The organism is Treponema sp. Marseille-Q3903 (genome assembly GCF_014334335.1).
In the GTDB taxonomy this organism is placed as follows: domain Bacteria; phylum Spirochaetota; class Spirochaetia; order Treponematales; family Treponemataceae; genus Treponema_D.
Window position 1 is genome coordinate 150,749 of sequence record NZ_JACSEU010000002.1, and the last position, 15,656, is coordinate 166,404.

11 protein-coding genes are annotated in these 15,656 nt (G+C 39.0%); 7 read left to right on the top strand and 4 right to left on the bottom strand.

What is annotated here, in order from left to right; translation table 11 throughout:
• Positions 1–30: 30 nt before the first annotated feature.
• The 6 genes from H9I37_RS10680 (at position 31) to H9I37_RS10705 (ending at position 6,768) form a co-directional block, all read left to right on the top strand.
• Entirely contained in the window at positions 31–435 is a 405-nt protein-coding gene (locus H9I37_RS10680; RefSeq protein WP_187382710.1) for a hypothetical protein, read from the top strand.
• A 14-nt stretch (positions 436–449) separates the two neighbouring features.
• On the top strand, positions 450–1,409 hold the full coding sequence (locus H9I37_RS10685; RefSeq protein WP_187382711.1) for a radical SAM protein: 960 nt from the start codon (positions 450–452) through the stop codon (positions 1,407–1,409).
• Positions 1,410–1,642: 233 nt separating this feature from the next.
• Complete coding sequence (locus H9I37_RS10690) at positions 1,643–3,385, top strand: DNA repair helicase XPB (RefSeq protein ID WP_187382712.1); 1,743 nt, start codon at positions 1,643–1,645, stop codon at positions 3,383–3,385.
• Positions 3,375–5,477 (top strand): helicase-associated domain-containing protein, encoded by a 2,103-nt coding sequence (locus H9I37_RS10695; protein ID WP_187382713.1) that lies wholly within the window; start codon positions 3,375–3,377, stop codon positions 5,475–5,477. Before H9I37_RS10690 ends, H9I37_RS10695 begins: the two co-directional genes overlap by 11 nt.
• 37 nt (positions 5,478–5,514) lie before the next feature.
• A complete protein-coding gene (locus H9I37_RS10700) occupies positions 5,515–6,141 on the top strand; it encodes a histidine phosphatase family protein (protein WP_187382714.1) in 627 nt (208 codons plus the stop codon).
• An 18-nt stretch (positions 6,142–6,159) separates the two neighbouring features.
• Entirely contained in the window at positions 6,160–6,768 is a 609-nt protein-coding gene (locus H9I37_RS10705) for an L-threonylcarbamoyladenylate synthase (protein WP_187382715.1), read from the top strand.
• 80 nt (positions 6,769–6,848) lie between these two features.
• Here the strand turns inward: H9I37_RS10705 and H9I37_RS10710 are convergent, their stop codons facing one another.
• From H9I37_RS10710 to H9I37_RS10725, 4 genes are all read right to left on the bottom strand, one after another.
• Complete coding sequence (locus H9I37_RS10710; protein ID WP_187382716.1) at positions 6,849–7,241, bottom strand: hypothetical protein; 393 nt, start codon at positions 7,239–7,241, stop codon at positions 6,849–6,851.
• Between the two features lie 63 nt (positions 7,242–7,304).
• Complete coding sequence (ppk1, locus tag H9I37_RS10715; RefSeq protein WP_187382717.1) at positions 7,305–9,428, bottom strand: polyphosphate kinase 1; 2,124 nt, start codon at positions 9,426–9,428, stop codon at positions 7,305–7,307.
• Between the two features lie 42 nt (positions 9,429–9,470).
• The gene (locus H9I37_RS10720; RefSeq protein WP_187382718.1) at positions 9,471–11,000 is read right to left on the bottom strand and encodes a Ppx/GppA phosphatase family protein; all 1,530 of its coding nucleotides are present in this window, start codon (positions 10,998–11,000) and stop codon (positions 9,471–9,473) included.
• 9 nt (positions 11,001–11,009) lie between these two features.
• Positions 11,010–12,437: an MGH1-like glycoside hydrolase domain-containing protein gene (locus H9I37_RS10725; RefSeq protein ID WP_187382719.1), complete on the bottom strand. Its 1,428-nt coding sequence runs from the start codon at positions 12,435–12,437 to the stop codon at positions 11,010–11,012.
• Positions 12,438–12,563: 126 nt separating this feature from the next.
• Here H9I37_RS10725 and H9I37_RS10730 point away from each other — a divergent pair, with 126 nt between their 5' ends.
• Entirely contained in the window at positions 12,564–15,392 is a 2,829-nt protein-coding gene (locus H9I37_RS10730) for a M16 family metallopeptidase (RefSeq protein ID WP_187382720.1), read from the top strand.
• The last annotated feature ends 264 nt before the right edge of the window (positions 15,393–15,656 follow it).

Consider the following 15,656-nt stretch of genomic DNA (forward strand, 5'->3'; position numbering starts at 1 on the left):
TTTTTCAAAATAATCGTTATATTATAAACAATGACAGACATTGGAAAATTTTTGAGCGATGTGCAGAAAATCAAAAAATTCGACAGACACAATAACAGCGGAAAAAGCGATTACAACAGAATACAAAATGATTTGAAAAAACTGTTTGAACGTTCCTCATCATGCCCGCCCAATCTTCCCAATTCTCTATACGAATATTGGGAAAACACTTATATATTTAATTCTCAAGACATTTCATCAGAGCCGACAGATGAAAATCTCGGCAAACTCGGTGCAATGCTCGCATTTCTTGAAAACAGCGACGAAGACCAAAACTTGCTTTCCGATGATGACTGGAAAGAAATTGCCTGCCTTGTAAATTACGAGTCGGAAGAGCTTCCCGTTGAAGTCCTTCAAAATCTGATGACAGTTCTTGTAAGCAAAGGCGCATATTAGATAATTTGAACGATATGATTAAACCTGATTTTTCAAAATGCAATTTATGCACGCGCAATTGCGGCACAGACAGAGCTTCGGGAAAACTTGGATTCTGCCGTGAGCCGGCAGAACTCCGAATTGCATTTGCAGGACTTCATTTTGGAGAAGAACCTCTCGTGACAGTTCATGGTGGAAGCGGGACTATTTTCTTTACAGGCTGCACGTTGCGTTGTAAATTCTGCCAAAATTATCAGATTTCACACGACGGACTTGGAAGAATAGTCGATTCAACAGAATTCACAAGAATATGCCAAAAGTTGCAAGATGCCGGCGCCGAAAACATAAATCTTGTTACGGGAAGCCATAATATTCCAAAAATTTCAGAATATCTCAGAGATGCCCGCAATGTCGGAATTACAATTCCTTTTTGCTGGAACTCTTCTGCATACGAATCTGTGGAGATGCTTGAATTGTTGAAGGGGCTCGTCACAATCTGGCTCCCCGATTTAAAAACTCTCAACTCAGACCTTTCGGAAAAACTGTTTGCCGCCCCTGATTACCCTGAAATCGCAAAAAACGCAATCACGTGGATGCTGAAAAACAATCAGATAGACATTGTCACAGTAAATAAAAACGGTCAAGAAAAAGACAAAATGCTTTCGGGAGTAATTGTTCGGCATCTTTTTTTACCCGGAAAATTTGAAGAAACGGCAGATGTCCTTTGCTGGCTGAAAAAAAATGCTGACAAACATGCATGTATTTCGCTTATGAATCAGTACACCCCTATTCCTGCAAAAAAAGGCAAAATCAACGAATTTGAAGACAGGCTCGTCAACAGACAGGAAGACCGCGATATTCAGGACTTAATTGAAGCATACGATTTTGATTATCTTTTCTATCAGGAATTGAGCGAAGATACGAGCTGGCTTCCTGATTTTACACGTCCGCAACCGTTTTCAAATAAACTAGCAACACCTATCTGGCATTGCTAAATTTTTACGACAACCAGAATATTAATTTTAAAAAATGCAGGTGGACAGGAACCTCCTTGCAAAACGGCTTCCGCGCTCCGCTTGTGCAGATGTTTTTCAAGTCAGTCCATGTCCACCAGCGTCATCATAATTTGACTAATTCTGGTCATCGTAAAATTAATCTGAAAAATGGGAATGGATTTTTTCATTTTTATAGTACAAGCATAAAAAAAACTGTATAATCATAATTTGCGATGAATTATGAAAATCCTCTGATTGTTCAAGGTGACCATTCGCTGTTGCTTGACGTTCATGCTCCGCTTGCAGAAGAATGCCGCAATGCTCTTATTCCATTTGCTGAACTCGAAAAATCACCCGAACACTTACATACATATAAACTTTCTCCGCTCTCTTTGTGGAATGCCGCAAGCGCAGGATTCACCGCAGATGAAGCAATCGCTGTCCTTGAAAAATATGCGCGCTACGATGTACCACAGTCAATTCCAATATGGATCAAAGAAATCTCAAGCAGATTCGGCAAAATCAAGCTGATTGAAGCGCCCGATATTGAAGTTCCAGAAAACGGAAACTCTTCAAAGAAAATAACCGAGCATTTTTTATATCTTGTCGCTGACTCTCTTCCCGTTTTTAAAGAAATCGGAGCAAATCAAGCTGCAAAAAAAATGTTGACGCTGACTTTCGAAAACAGCGATGCGCCTGAATATTCATTTTTGCTAAAGCTGACAGACCGCGGGACAATCAAACAGATTTTGCTTCAATCAGGCTGGCCTGTAAAAGATGAAGTTGCTCTCACTGATGGAGAACATCTCGACATCTCTTTGCGAAAGACAACTTTGCACGGAAAACCTCTTATAATCCGCGAATATCAAAAAAATTCTGCACGTGCGTTAGTCGGCGACAAAAGACCTGGTACAGGTTTCGGAACTATCGTGCTTCCGTGCGGAGCCGGAAAAACGATTGTCGGCATGGAAATCATGGAAATGCTAAAAACATCTACTCTTATCATAACGACAAACATTTCCGCAGTTCACCAGTGGATTGATGAGTTGCTCGATAAAACTGATTTAACTTCAGATAAAGTTTCTGAATATTCCGGCGAAACAAAAACAATAAAACAAGTGACAGTTGCAACATACCAAGTTTTAACATGGCGACCCGACAAAGACGGTCCGTACCCTCATTTTTCAATTTTCCACAAAAGACATTGGGGGCTGATTATATATGACGAAGTTCACATGCTTCCGGCTCCTGTATTCCGCGTTGTTGCAGAGCTTCAAGCAGTGAGACGCGTTGGGCTCACCGCAACTTTAGTTCGCGAAGACGGCTGCGAAGGGTATGTATTCAGCCTTGTCGGTCCAAAACGCTACGATGTTCCGTGGAAAGAACTTGAGCGCGAACACTGGATTGCTTCTGCGGAATGCATAGAAGTACGTGTAGACTTACCATCGGAATCGGAAATAGACTATGCAGTTGCCTCTCCGCGAGAAAAACACAAAATTGCCAGCATGAACAAAGCAAAATTGCCGATTGTAAAAGAGATAATCGATAAATGTCCAACAGACAAAATCTTAGTTATCGGGCAATATCTCAGCCAGCTCGAAGATATCGCAAAAGAACTTGACTGCATTTTAATCACCGGAAAAACGCCGAATTCCCAACGAGATAAAATATATTCTGATTTCCGCGAGGGAAAAATAAAAGTTCTTGTTGTTTCAAAAGTTGCAAACTTCGCAATAGACTTACCCGACGCTTCTCTCGCAATTCAAGTGAGCGGAACTTTCGGAAGCCGTCAAGAAGAGGCTCAGCGACTTGGAAGAATATTGCGTCCTAAAGAGCAAAAGTCACGTTTTTTTACTTTAATTACGCGAAACACAGTAGAAGAACAATTCGGCTCCAACCGCCAAAAATTTTTAGCAGAGCAAGGATATGAATATAAAATCATAAGATACGACGGAGAATTAGACATTGCAGACTGATAACGAAATTTCAAGATGGGAGGAAGCGATTATATCGTTGCCCGATGAGCAGTTTTTTAACACTATGCGATTGTACCTCGGCGAGATAAAAACCCCGTACAACAAACAGCGTCTGACACAAAAACTTGCATCATTTATCTACAATGAAAAAAACTCAAACAGCATCATAACTCTGCTCGATTCCTTTGATGTAAAAATCCTAACTGCAATTTCCATAATTCCAGGCGCAACTCAAGAAATTTTGACAGATTTTTTTTCAGGGAGTTTCCGGTTTTCAGAGATTTATGCCGAAATAGCAAATCTTACAGAACGCCTGATAATCTATAAAAGTAAAAATAAAATTGACGGCAGAGAATTTTTGAAGATAAATCCGCTGTTGGAAGAAAAAATAAAACCTTATCTAAACATAAAATCAATCTTCCCTGATTACACAGTTTCGTCTTTTTCAAATGAGGATGTCTTTTCGCTTTCACCAAACTTGCTTTCAGCTTTTATATCCTATATAGAAGTGCACGGAATTGCATACAAAAGCAACGGTGAAATTAAAAAAAATGAAATTGCAAAACTTGAAGATATCTTCCCAGTCAGGGCAAAGTTTGTAAAATTTTTGATGAACGCATTTATAAATCTTTCGTTTGTAACAGAAACCGAGAAATCTTTTAAAATAAATAAAACGAGAATATCGTCTTTTGCAAAACTCCCCGAAAATCAGCAGTACGCACTTTTGTGTGCAGCGTCTGTTTCTCGTTTTAGCAGCGAAGGACTTAAAAAAGAAGCCCAGCTTTTGCTCGACTGCGTTACGTCGATCCCTGAAAGCGGCTATACACGCGAATCGATTTTGAAACTCGCTTTTATTGCGGGAACGTTTACAGAAGACGGCTCCGCAATCGCAAAAAAGAGCAGGTTCAGCATGATTCTCGAATCGGCACACTCGACATCTCGATGGACAGACGATCCGATGCAAAATGCAAACCTCTTGGACAGAATGATAGAATCGGCTGCTGTATTTGGAATTCTTCAAGAAATCGGAAAGACATCAGACGGCAAAATTTTATACAGAAGTAATTTCAAACCTCAAAATGAAATAGCAACAGATTCTATGGCTCGCACAGCTCAATTTCCAAGAGTATTAAACATAGATTCGACGTTTACAGTCACGATTATGCCGGGGCTTCCGCTTTCAGAACTCATTCCGCTGACATCTTTTATGGTTATAAAAAAATTCGGCGTTGTCACAGAATTTGAAATTACAAGACAGTCAGTTTCCGCAGGGTTCGATATCGGCTGGCTTCCGCAATCGATTTTTGAAAAGATTGAATCATTTTCTGCATACGAAGTTCCAAAAAGCATCAAAACAAACATCACTGAATGGTACAGCGCCTATTCTTCTGCAATGCTTTTTCACGGATTCATTTTAAAAGTGACAGACAAAAACATAACATTTGCCGAAAACAATCCAAACTTTAAAAAATACATCAAAGAAAAACTCGCCGAAGGCATATACCTTTTGAACATTCCGTTTGATTCTAGCATAGACGAGTTTATCAAAAAAAGCGGATTTGATTTTCTTGGAAGCGTAAAATCTTCTGTTACAGAATCAGAATTTGTAACTTTTCCTCTTCTGAGAGCCGGGAAAAAACTTTCAATCTTTGAAACAACATCAGATGAGGAAACTTTGCAGACTTCTATTGCCGCCGCTGAAAAACTTTTAAAATCTCTAAAAGAAAATCTTGAATGTACGGATATGGACAGCAACAAAAAGAAAAGCCTCTCGCAGAGAATTTCAAACAGACTTATTCTTTCAAATGAACAACTTTCAAACACCGCAGTTCGCACTGAGATTCTTGAAGCAGGCGGAATGGATTTTGCAGGAAAAGTTCATCTCCTCGAAGCTGCTGTAAAAGATGACGATATTGTAGAAATTACGATGCCCAATCCGAATTCAAATTCATTTATCACATTGATTGGACGATGCCTTGAATTGTCAAAACAGGCAGGAGAGGCAGTTGCACGGTTTGAAATTGAACCGGAAAAAGGAATAAAAACAAGCCTTGTAAGCAGAATAACAAATCTGCGTCGGCTGAAATATTAGATAATTTTGATTTTTGGGACGGCAATCAGAGCGTAAAATGGAACTTTACATTGTAAGACATGGCACAACAAACTGGAATGTACAGAAGAGATTTCAGGGAACGACAGACATTGAACTCAACAGCAACGGACGAAAGCTAGCAAGCGAACTCGGGAAACGCCTAGATCATGTTGATTTTGACTGCATATACTCTTCTCCGCTTATTCGTGCGTACGAGACAGCGTGTTTAATTCGCGGACACAAAACTTATCCGATAATCAGAGATAAAATGCTCACGGAAATCAGTTTTGGAGAGTCTGAAGGAATTCCATACAACGAATGGATAAACACAGAACTGCCGAGAAAATATTTTTTCACACGACCGGAAAAATACGTTCCTCCTATCGGTGGCGAAACGCTAAATTCTGTCTGCAACAGGACAAGGGAATTTGTAAAGACTGTGATAGAGCCAATAAATGCAAAAAATCAAAATGCGAGAGTTATGATTGTCGCTCACGGAGCGCTTCTTGCTGCAATGATGTGCTACCTCGACAATCACGGAATTGAAAATTTTTGGGGAGCCGGGCTGAAAGGCAACTGCGAAGAGACTATTTACAATTTTGATGGAAACAAATGGATAAAGACTGCGGAAGATGAAGTACACAAAAATCCATATCAAGCGTAAAAATTTGGAGAAATACAGATGATTTTAGAAAAATCTCAAGATTCAATTGAAAAAACGGCGGAAGTTTTGAAAAGCGGCGGAATTGCAATTTTGCCGACAGACACTGTCTACGGATTCAGCGGAATCGCAGATATTTTTAATTCAGATAAAACTCCCACACCTAAAACTGATTTTAAGACAGATGTGAAAATACGTGCAATAAAAGGTCGTTCGGAGACAAAACCTCTGATTCAGCTTATTGCAAAACCTGAAGACATAAGACTCTACACAGATGATGATATCCCGCCGGAATTACTTTCAAAATGGCCTGGTGCTTTGACAATTATCGTAAGCACAAAAGAAAAATCGCCGTTAGTGCAAAACGTGCCGACAGTCGCTTTTCGTTGTCCCGGTGACCCATGGTTACGTAAAATAATAGAAATGAGCGGTGCACCTATCTACAGCACAAGTGTAAACAGAAGCGGTCAGCCTATCTTAGATGAAGAACATAAAATCATCGAAGAGTTCGGGCAAGAAGTTGATTTAATTATAAAAGACGGTGACAAAAAAGACGCCCTGCCGTCAACGTTGGTATCAATTGAAAACAGCACAGTAAAAGTTTTACGGCAAGGTTCCGTATCGGTTTAAAATATAACAGCTCTTTGCAAGACCGAATAACAAAGCTCAGGTTCTACAAAGAGTTGTTTGAATGCAGAATAGTGTTTTACTTATTTTGCAAAAATTTCTACATTATTTCCGGTTCTGTGAAAGAGTACACAATGATATTTGGGGTCAAAAAAAATTTTCTTAACTTTCTCAAATTTTGCAGCGCCGACTCCTAAGTCTCTAATTCTATTTTCAATCTCAACTTCTGTGAGGGATTCAGTTTTTAAATTACCTCTTGTGACAATAATATCAAAGTTTTTATCATCAAACGCCGTTGCCCACCAATACCCGTCGTCCAAATCGAAGTTAGGAAAATAATCTTTTATCGTTGAAACAGTGTTTTCTCCACTGTATACAACGTAATGAGGAACGGTGTCGTTTTTACACCCAGCTACACAAACACAAACAAATAAAACTGCCAAAGCAGCAAATACGACACTAAACTTTTTTTTCATTTTTAATCTCCTTTTAAAAATTACACCTTCAGTGTACAACAAAACATAAAAAAACACAAATTTTTATTTTCTTCTCACTTCAAATTGTTTTTCCGTGTTTTTCGGTCGCTTTTCATTTAGTCGCTTGTATTTTTTATAGAGTTCCGACTGCGCTTCAAAAGGAGATGATTTTTTTGAATGACGTATCGGCTCCCAGCTTCCATCTGATTTGAGTTCCATAGCTTTTGCGTTGTCTAAAAAGTATGTATCTAAAATCGACTTTACATCTGCAAAACAATCTTTATCAAGAATCGGGAACATCAGTTCAATTCTTCGGTCTAGGTTACGGCTCATCCAGTCTGCGCTCGAGCAATACAGTTCAGGAGTTCCGCCGTTTTGGAAGAAAAAGATGCGCGAATGCTCAAGATATCTGTCAACAATTGAGACGACTTTTATATTTTCACTCAGTCCAGGCACTCCGGGAACAAGCATACATATTCCGCGTATATTTAAGAGAACTTTTACACCGAATTGACTCGCCTTGTACAAAGCCAAAATCACTTCTTTGTGGGTAAAGCTGTTCATCTTTGCAATTATGAGTCCCGGATTTTCAGGAGTGCTTCGTTCAATTTCACGGTTTATCATAGAAATCAAACGAGACTTAATAGTGACAGGAGCCATCGAAAGACAGTTCATATTCTGCAAAGTTGAATAACCTGTAACAAGATTAAAAAATTGAGTTGCATCGTTTGCAATCTGAGGGTTTGTTGTGAAAAGTGAAATATCCGAATAAAGTTTTGCAGTTTTTGTGTTGTAGTTCCCTGTCGCAAGGTGAACATATCTGCGGATTGTATCGCTTTCTCTACGGATAACCATTAAGATTTTTGCGTGGACTTTAAGATTTACAAGTCCGTATATCACAGTTACACCGGCCTGCTCTAAAGAGTTCGCCCATGCGATGTTTCGCTCTTCGTCAAAGCGTGCTTTAAGCTCTACAAGAACTATTACTTGTTTTCCATGTTGTGCCGCTCTCTCAAGCGCATCTATGATAGGAGAATCTCGCCCTGTTCTATATAAAGTCATTTTGATGGCAAGAACATTTGGGTCATCTGCCGCATCATTTAAAAACTTCACAACAGGTTCGTAACTTTCGTAAGGGACATGAAGAATCTTGTCATGAAGTTTCAAAAAATTCCAGTAAGGTTCATCTTCCGGCAAATCTGAAGGATAAAAGTGTTCCCATCTGTCAAAACTCAACTTACCGTATTCATCGGCGTCGCGAAGCTCCATCAAGTCTCCGGGATTTATGATTTGGTCTACTTTGTAAACGTCATCATTTTCGAGCTCGAGTTTTTCCATCAGAAATTTTTGAATAAAATCGCTAGAACGGTTGCATGTCATCTGAACGGGAAACGAAGATTTTCGCTGAATCAAAACGTCTTCCATCGCATTGATAAAGTTTGTGCCTGCATCTTCATCAACTGCAAAATCAGCATCGCGGGCAACTTTAAAAAGCAAAGTCTCTTCTACCTGAAATCCGGGGAACAAGTTTGTGCCAAATTCTGTGACGATGTCTTGTAAAAGCGCAAACTGTTTTTCCTTTTTATACGATGATGGAAGCCAGTAGATGTTTGACAAGCCGCTTGGAATCTCGACAAATGCAATTCTGGGCAGGTCATCGCTTCCTTTGAATTCTTCAGATGTTATTTTGATTCCCGAAATCGGTTTAAGCAAAAACGCAACATAAGATATGAGATTTTTGATATGAGGGAATTCTTCAACATCTGTCCTGAGAGGAGTCAAAAGCGGATAAATTTCCGTTTTAAAAACGCCTTGCAAAAACTCAGTCTGCTGCTGATTGTACTGAATCGGAGAAATATAAACTAATCCTTTTTCTGCAAGCGACGGCAAAATGTCAGACATCAGGCATTCCTGCTGAGTTTTTATAATCTGATGCGCACGTGCAGAAATTGAAGATAAAACCGTCTGAGGAGTAAGCCCGCCGGCATCTACTTTTTTCGGGTTTTCCATAAGCATACGCTTTACAGAAGCAACTCTAACTTGAAAAAACTCATCAAAGTTGGATGTAACGATAGAAAGAAATTGGAGACGTTCAAGCAATGGCAATTCCTTGCACAATCCTTGAAAGAGAACTCTATAATTAAACTCAAGCCAACTCAATTCCCGATTAAAAAATCTTGATTCCATAACTTCTCCTTCAACATTTAAAAATGAACTTATAAAATGCGCTTACAGCAAAATCACCTTATAGCCAAAAACAGATTCAAACATTCCCGCTTTTTCATTCAGCGCAATCTTTTCAAGAACAGTGTTTTCCGAGTTTTTTGTATGAATTATCATTGAATCCTGCTGTATTTTTATTGAAAAATCGCTGAATTTCTGAATATGACCGCGGTCCATTGCATCTGCAATTCGGAGAATCGCTGTGAGTTTCAATATTGTCATGCGGTCTGAACGAGGCAACATAAGGAAACTGTCTTCGTCTTGCGGAATGGAATTTCCTTTATGATATTTTGCGATTTCGGATACAATCGTGATATCTTTTTTTGAAAGCCCAAAAATTTCTGAGTTGCGTATGATGTAGTTGCTGTGAATATTGTGATTCTGGTAGCGTATAAACGAGCCTATATCATGCAGAATTGCAGCGATTTCCAAAAGCAAGCGAGCATGCTCTTCGAGTACAACTTCATCTTTCAGCGCATCGTAGATTTTTGTCGCAATTATTCTTACGCATTCCGCATGCTTTTCATCTCCGTGATATTTACGTAAAAGTCCGCGAGCCGATGCCGTTATCTGCATCTTAAATTCTCTCTGCAATTCGTCATTTTCTACAGAGTGTTGGCTCAAAATCAGACCGTTGCGAATATTTGTCTCTGGAACAAGAAGTTTTTCTGCCTTTGTAAAATTGAGAAACAAATTATATATCAAAAGGCTTACATGAAGGTTTTCCGCTTCGCTGTAAGGAATCTTAAATCTTGCGACACATTCATCTACGCTGTATTCCTGAATTTCGTCGACAAAGTCTGAAAAATCTTTTTTATCGATTTCCCAAAGGAAAGTTGAAATCGGGCGACCTTTATGAAGTGCCGACAAAGTGATGTCAGGTCCGACTGCGATAAAATGCTTTACGCGGTTGAGATTCAGTTCACTCTCGAGCGAGCCTTTTGTGTTATTGATAGATTCTTGAACGTAGCGTTGCAAATCATTGTAAGAACCTGTCTGATTTCTCATCTGCTGGTCGATTCTTACTGTTCCGATCCTAAGGCTGTGGACGCCCGCCATCTTGCCGTCAGACATCATCATAATTTCTGTCGTACTTCCGCCTACCACAAGTATCACAGTGTCGTCTTTTTTAAATCCTACAGGTTGGTCTTTTATACATTCAGATACAGCCAGATACATCAGTTTATTTTCTTCAATTCCGTCTACAATTCTGATTTTAAATCCTGTCTGAACAAGTACCCTGTCCATAATCGGGTCGCAGTTTTTTGCATCGCGGAACGCACTTGAAGCGATACATGTACATTCACCTGGAGAAATTCCCCACGAAGCAAGTTGCTCACGGTAACGCAAAAAAATCTGAATAAGTTGATTTTGGGTTTCCTGACTTATGACTGTGCTGGTAAATACGTCTTTCCCTATTGCTAAAGGTCTGTCAGAACGATCGAGGATATTTTGTTTTCCGTCGTTTGAATACTCGGCTACAAGGAGGCGCACCCCTGTTGAACCGATTTCAATGACTGATTCCGGGGTTGCCATTGTAATCTCCTAAAGTTTATCAATAAGCATAGAACATTTACCGCTTGGAATCGGCAACGTCTTTTTCTTCTGGTCAAGAATGTTGATGGTAAAGTAGTAAAGTTTTTCGCTTTCCATCTGAATTTCCCAGCCACGCGAACTCTTGTTAGAGAGAATTGTAATCAAGTTGCGTTTGAGTGAAAGATTTTCAATTCCCATAATTTCGAGGTTTGGAATAATCCAGTCCACAGTCTTGCGCGGCAAACTGATTGAAAGCCCTATCACATTTTCAATCATCAATGCGATTGTCGAAAGCCCTACAGTGAGCAGATAACGTGGACGTGCATAATCAGATTCATTCATTTTAGCTTTACCCTCCTTGTTTGGAAGATAAGCTTCAAACAAATCGCCGGGCTCTTTATTTTCGTTAGGCATCAGTCCTTCAAGTACATAATAAAGATGACGGATTGCACATTCGCGAGCAAGCTCATAGCGTGCGTATTTTTCAAGCCCTTTGATTACCATAAAGTTAAAAGCAGGCATTACGCTTCCACAAAATCCCATACCTTCTTCACTGAAATTTTCGTCATCAGCGCTGAGAGTCGGGAACGGATGTTCAGTTCCGAATGTTTTTGGGTTGTTTAGATGAGCAACAAGCAAATCGGCTTTATCTGCATTTGGAATCTCTGCGAGCATTGTCCAATATCCGGCGATAGTTTTTAGATTCAAGCGCTTTTCGTCTTTGTCTAAATCATAATAAAACCCTGAATCATTATCCCACATCAAAGCATTGATTTTTGTTTTAAGCGCAAAATACATTTTTCTGTACTGAAAACTTATATCTTTATCGTTCAAAATATCTCCCAATGCGGACATATATGATGCATTGATTGCCATACAAGCATTGAAGTCAACCGGATAAAATACATTTTCGCGCGGCGAATTTATCATAGATGTGGCGGAAATTGGAACCGAATAAAGCCCGTTTTCCTGTTTAAAAGAATCGTCGATCCATTTCATATATTTTTGAAGCGCAGGCATCACGTCTTTGATTCTTTTTTTGTTTGCTGACTTGTGGAAAAGATTGAATTCAGCAGGGGCAAATAATGGCAGTCCAATTCCTTCAGGATTATCTTTGTCAAGAATAGGCGTGTCTGTTTTTACATCGTATTTCCAGCGTATTGCACCGGACTCTTCCTGCCTTTCGTAAAAATAATCGATATTTTTGCATGCATCAAAATTTCTGTTTGAATATACCAAAAAATAAGAGGAAACAATTGATTCAAATTGATTTATCACCAACTGCCCGTCATTCGGATAAATAAATAAGCCCTCTGAATCCTGCTCTCCGGTTTTTGGATTTATCCAAAATGGTGAAACCCAGCACCATGTTTTGTTATAGATATCTACAAAATCCTGATCATAAAAATGGATTTTTGGAAAATCGTGCTTATTCACAAAAACTCCTAAATATAAATTACGTTAAATTCAAAATGTGCGTCTATAATATCTAATATATCACATTTTTCTCAAAAAAGTTGAAAAATATTTCAAAATTTATTTAAATCTGTTAAAGTATCTTAAATGTCAAAAATAAAAAAGGCTCTCGCTCTATTTTTTTTAATTTTTTTCGCTTTTTTTTTGTACGCAGCTCCTGCAGATTTTTTGCAAGAATACACTCTTGAAAACGGTCTTAAAGTCTTCCTTTTAGAAAACAATTCCGATGCGTTAGTCCACGTTGAATACATTTGCCGTGCAGGTTTTTCTGCACAGACTCAGGAAACATGCGGATTTTATAAACTATTTACGCGCCTGGTTCAAGCAGCAAATCAATCGCTCAATTTCGCAGATGTTCAGTGCTATGCAGATTCATCACGATATGTTCTAAAAATAAGTCCAGCTGAGACAGAGAGCACTCTTGAAACGCTTTCAACCGCATTTTTACAGCCGGAATTTTCTGATGAACTTCTTTCACATGAATTAAACACTCTTAAAGCGGAAGTTCAGTCAAACGCAAACGAAATGTCAACATTTATAAACGCCGCAATAGACTCTCGAGTATTTTCTGGTTCTCCATGGAAACACGACTCTGGAATCTATCCTCCTCTGTTCAAAAAAACAACAGAAAAGACTGCTCGTAACATAATCAAAGACATTTCTGACAGATGGTATATCCCAAAAAACAGCGCTTTATTTATCAGCGGAAATATAAACAGCGAAAAACTTCTTATCACAATAAAAGATACTTTTGGCCGCTTTTATTCCCCATTCAATACTCCTGTTCAAAAATCAAGCGCGCCGGTAAACAGCCACAGAAAATATGTGCTTCATTCAAAAGAACTTTCAAAAGAGCTGACTCAAGTTGTTGTCCAGTACACAATGCTCAATATGGAGCAGGCTGATTTGATGGCTGCAGTTCTCGATAACGATTATTCGACTTTCAAGCAACGGCTTTCATCTTACTCGGAATTGAATATCGCGGGAAATGAATATATAAATGTTTCAGCTGCCCACAAAAAAGACAGCTCTCGCTTAATCATTCAGACTTTGATTCAGCCGCCTGAAGACAAAAAAAACAAACTCTCTTCACTTCAACAGGTACAAAAATTTTTAGACGATGTAAAAAACGTGCCTTTAACAACAACAGACGCAGAATTCCAGTATGCAAAAAATCAGCTTTCACATAGTTTTAATTACATCGATTCTAGTCCACAGAGTTTTATGAATAATATTGCGTCTTTTTGGGCAATTCAGCAGTACACTCCTACTGTTGAATATGAAAATTCAGACGAAAAATCTGAAAACGAATATCAGTCTCTAACAGCAAAAAGCATGTTCAACCACCAAAAACTTATTTCCGATGTAGTGGCAGATGATGTCCTAAAAACTTATCAGGCAGAAAATCCGTTCGTATTCGTAATCATAAGCGATGAAGATTACAAAAAAAATAAAAAAGGATATGCCGCCGCGGGTTTTGAAGAGATAACACAAAAAAACGCTTCTTGGTATGTTCAAAAAATGTTCCAAAACATGAAAAAAGAGAACGACAATCAAGTTCAATATTACAACGGTTTACGCTACAGCGAAGACGACAACAATTATTATCAAAAAAATATCGCATCTGTAAAAAAAATTACGCTTTCCAATGGAATTCCCGTTACATCAAAAAAAAGCGAAATTTCGTCAGGTGTTTCAATGATACTTTCCATCGCTGGCGGAAAATTGAACTCGTATGATGACAACGGTTTTGAAGATGTGATGATAAATCTTTTATCTACACTTATTCAAAAAGAAATACAAAAAAAACAGATAGAAGGAATTATCCTTGCAAGTCCAAATATCATATTTAAATGCGGACTGTCAAGCGGATATGTTTTGATTGAGTTTGAAAAAGAAGATACACTTGCGATATGCGACGCTATTTCAAAAGCGCTTGTATACGGAGAAATAGTCCCGGCAGATGCAGACCGAGCAGTCGGCTCACGCCAATACAGAAAACGTCTTGAAAACGGAACTGCCGCAAATCAGATGCTCAGCATTGCAATAAGCAACCTAGATTCAAAATCGCCGTTTGCAAAAGTATTCGACACAGAAAAAGATATTCTAATCGACACCGGTTACAAAAAAATTGTAGGCGCATTCCCTCAGCTTCTGGATTCGAGCAGATATTCGGTTATTCTGGCAGGAAATTTCGACGACAACATTTTTGACGCACTTGAAAAGTCGATTGGCCAAGATGTGCTGCCGGCAATCAACTCTCGGCAAACAGCAGACAACACTGCACCTGAAGAGCCTCTCTACACACTCGCCGAAATTCCGTCGAACAAACAGCTGACAGTCCAGATACGTCATACATTTCTGACAGACGTGCCGGCAGACAAAGCGGGACCTATGCCAGCCGTTTTAATTCCAACAACAGAGTTCACCGACCCCGTGATTTATATCAACAAAGCCCCAAAGCCTGACAAAAAAGAATATGCACTTTACTGCGCGATTTTGAATTACATCAGTTCATTGCTACGCAAAAAATACTCAGTAAGCGCACAGTTTCCTCAGTACGGCATGGACTTTGGCGCGATAATCGTCCAAAACGCAGCTCACACAAAACAACTCGACGCAGATTACAAAAACGCCGTTCAGCAAATTCAAAAAGAACTTCAAAATCCGACCTCGCAAAACATATTGCAAAAAATAAAAAACGAATGGATTTTAAGCGAGATGGAACAGACGATTGATAACTCAGGCACAACAAAATTGATGCAAAAAGGATTGGAACTAGGATTCGCCGCAGATTATTATTTATATCAGTATAATTTGATCCAAAGCGCAGAAGCCGAAGATTATCTAAAAACGATGGAATATTTTCCAGTAAAACCAAATTATCGCATTTACTCAGCCGACAACAAAAAATAAGTTATATTGTCACACTGAAAAAAAAGGAGGGAGAAGTCTCTCCCTCGCTACCAAGCCAAACAGCTCACAGATTTTCTCGACAGACTCAGCGTTTTCTTCCGCCAGTTGGCTTGTCCGCTACCCTCTCTAGCGGGGGCTGAACTGACCCCATTTTTTTAGACAGTTGTTACGCACATTTTAGGCTGAAAGTCTTTGGTGATTTCCAGCCTAATTTTTTTTGTATGCGGTCCTTGTTATAGAACTGAATAAAATCAGTTATTAGTT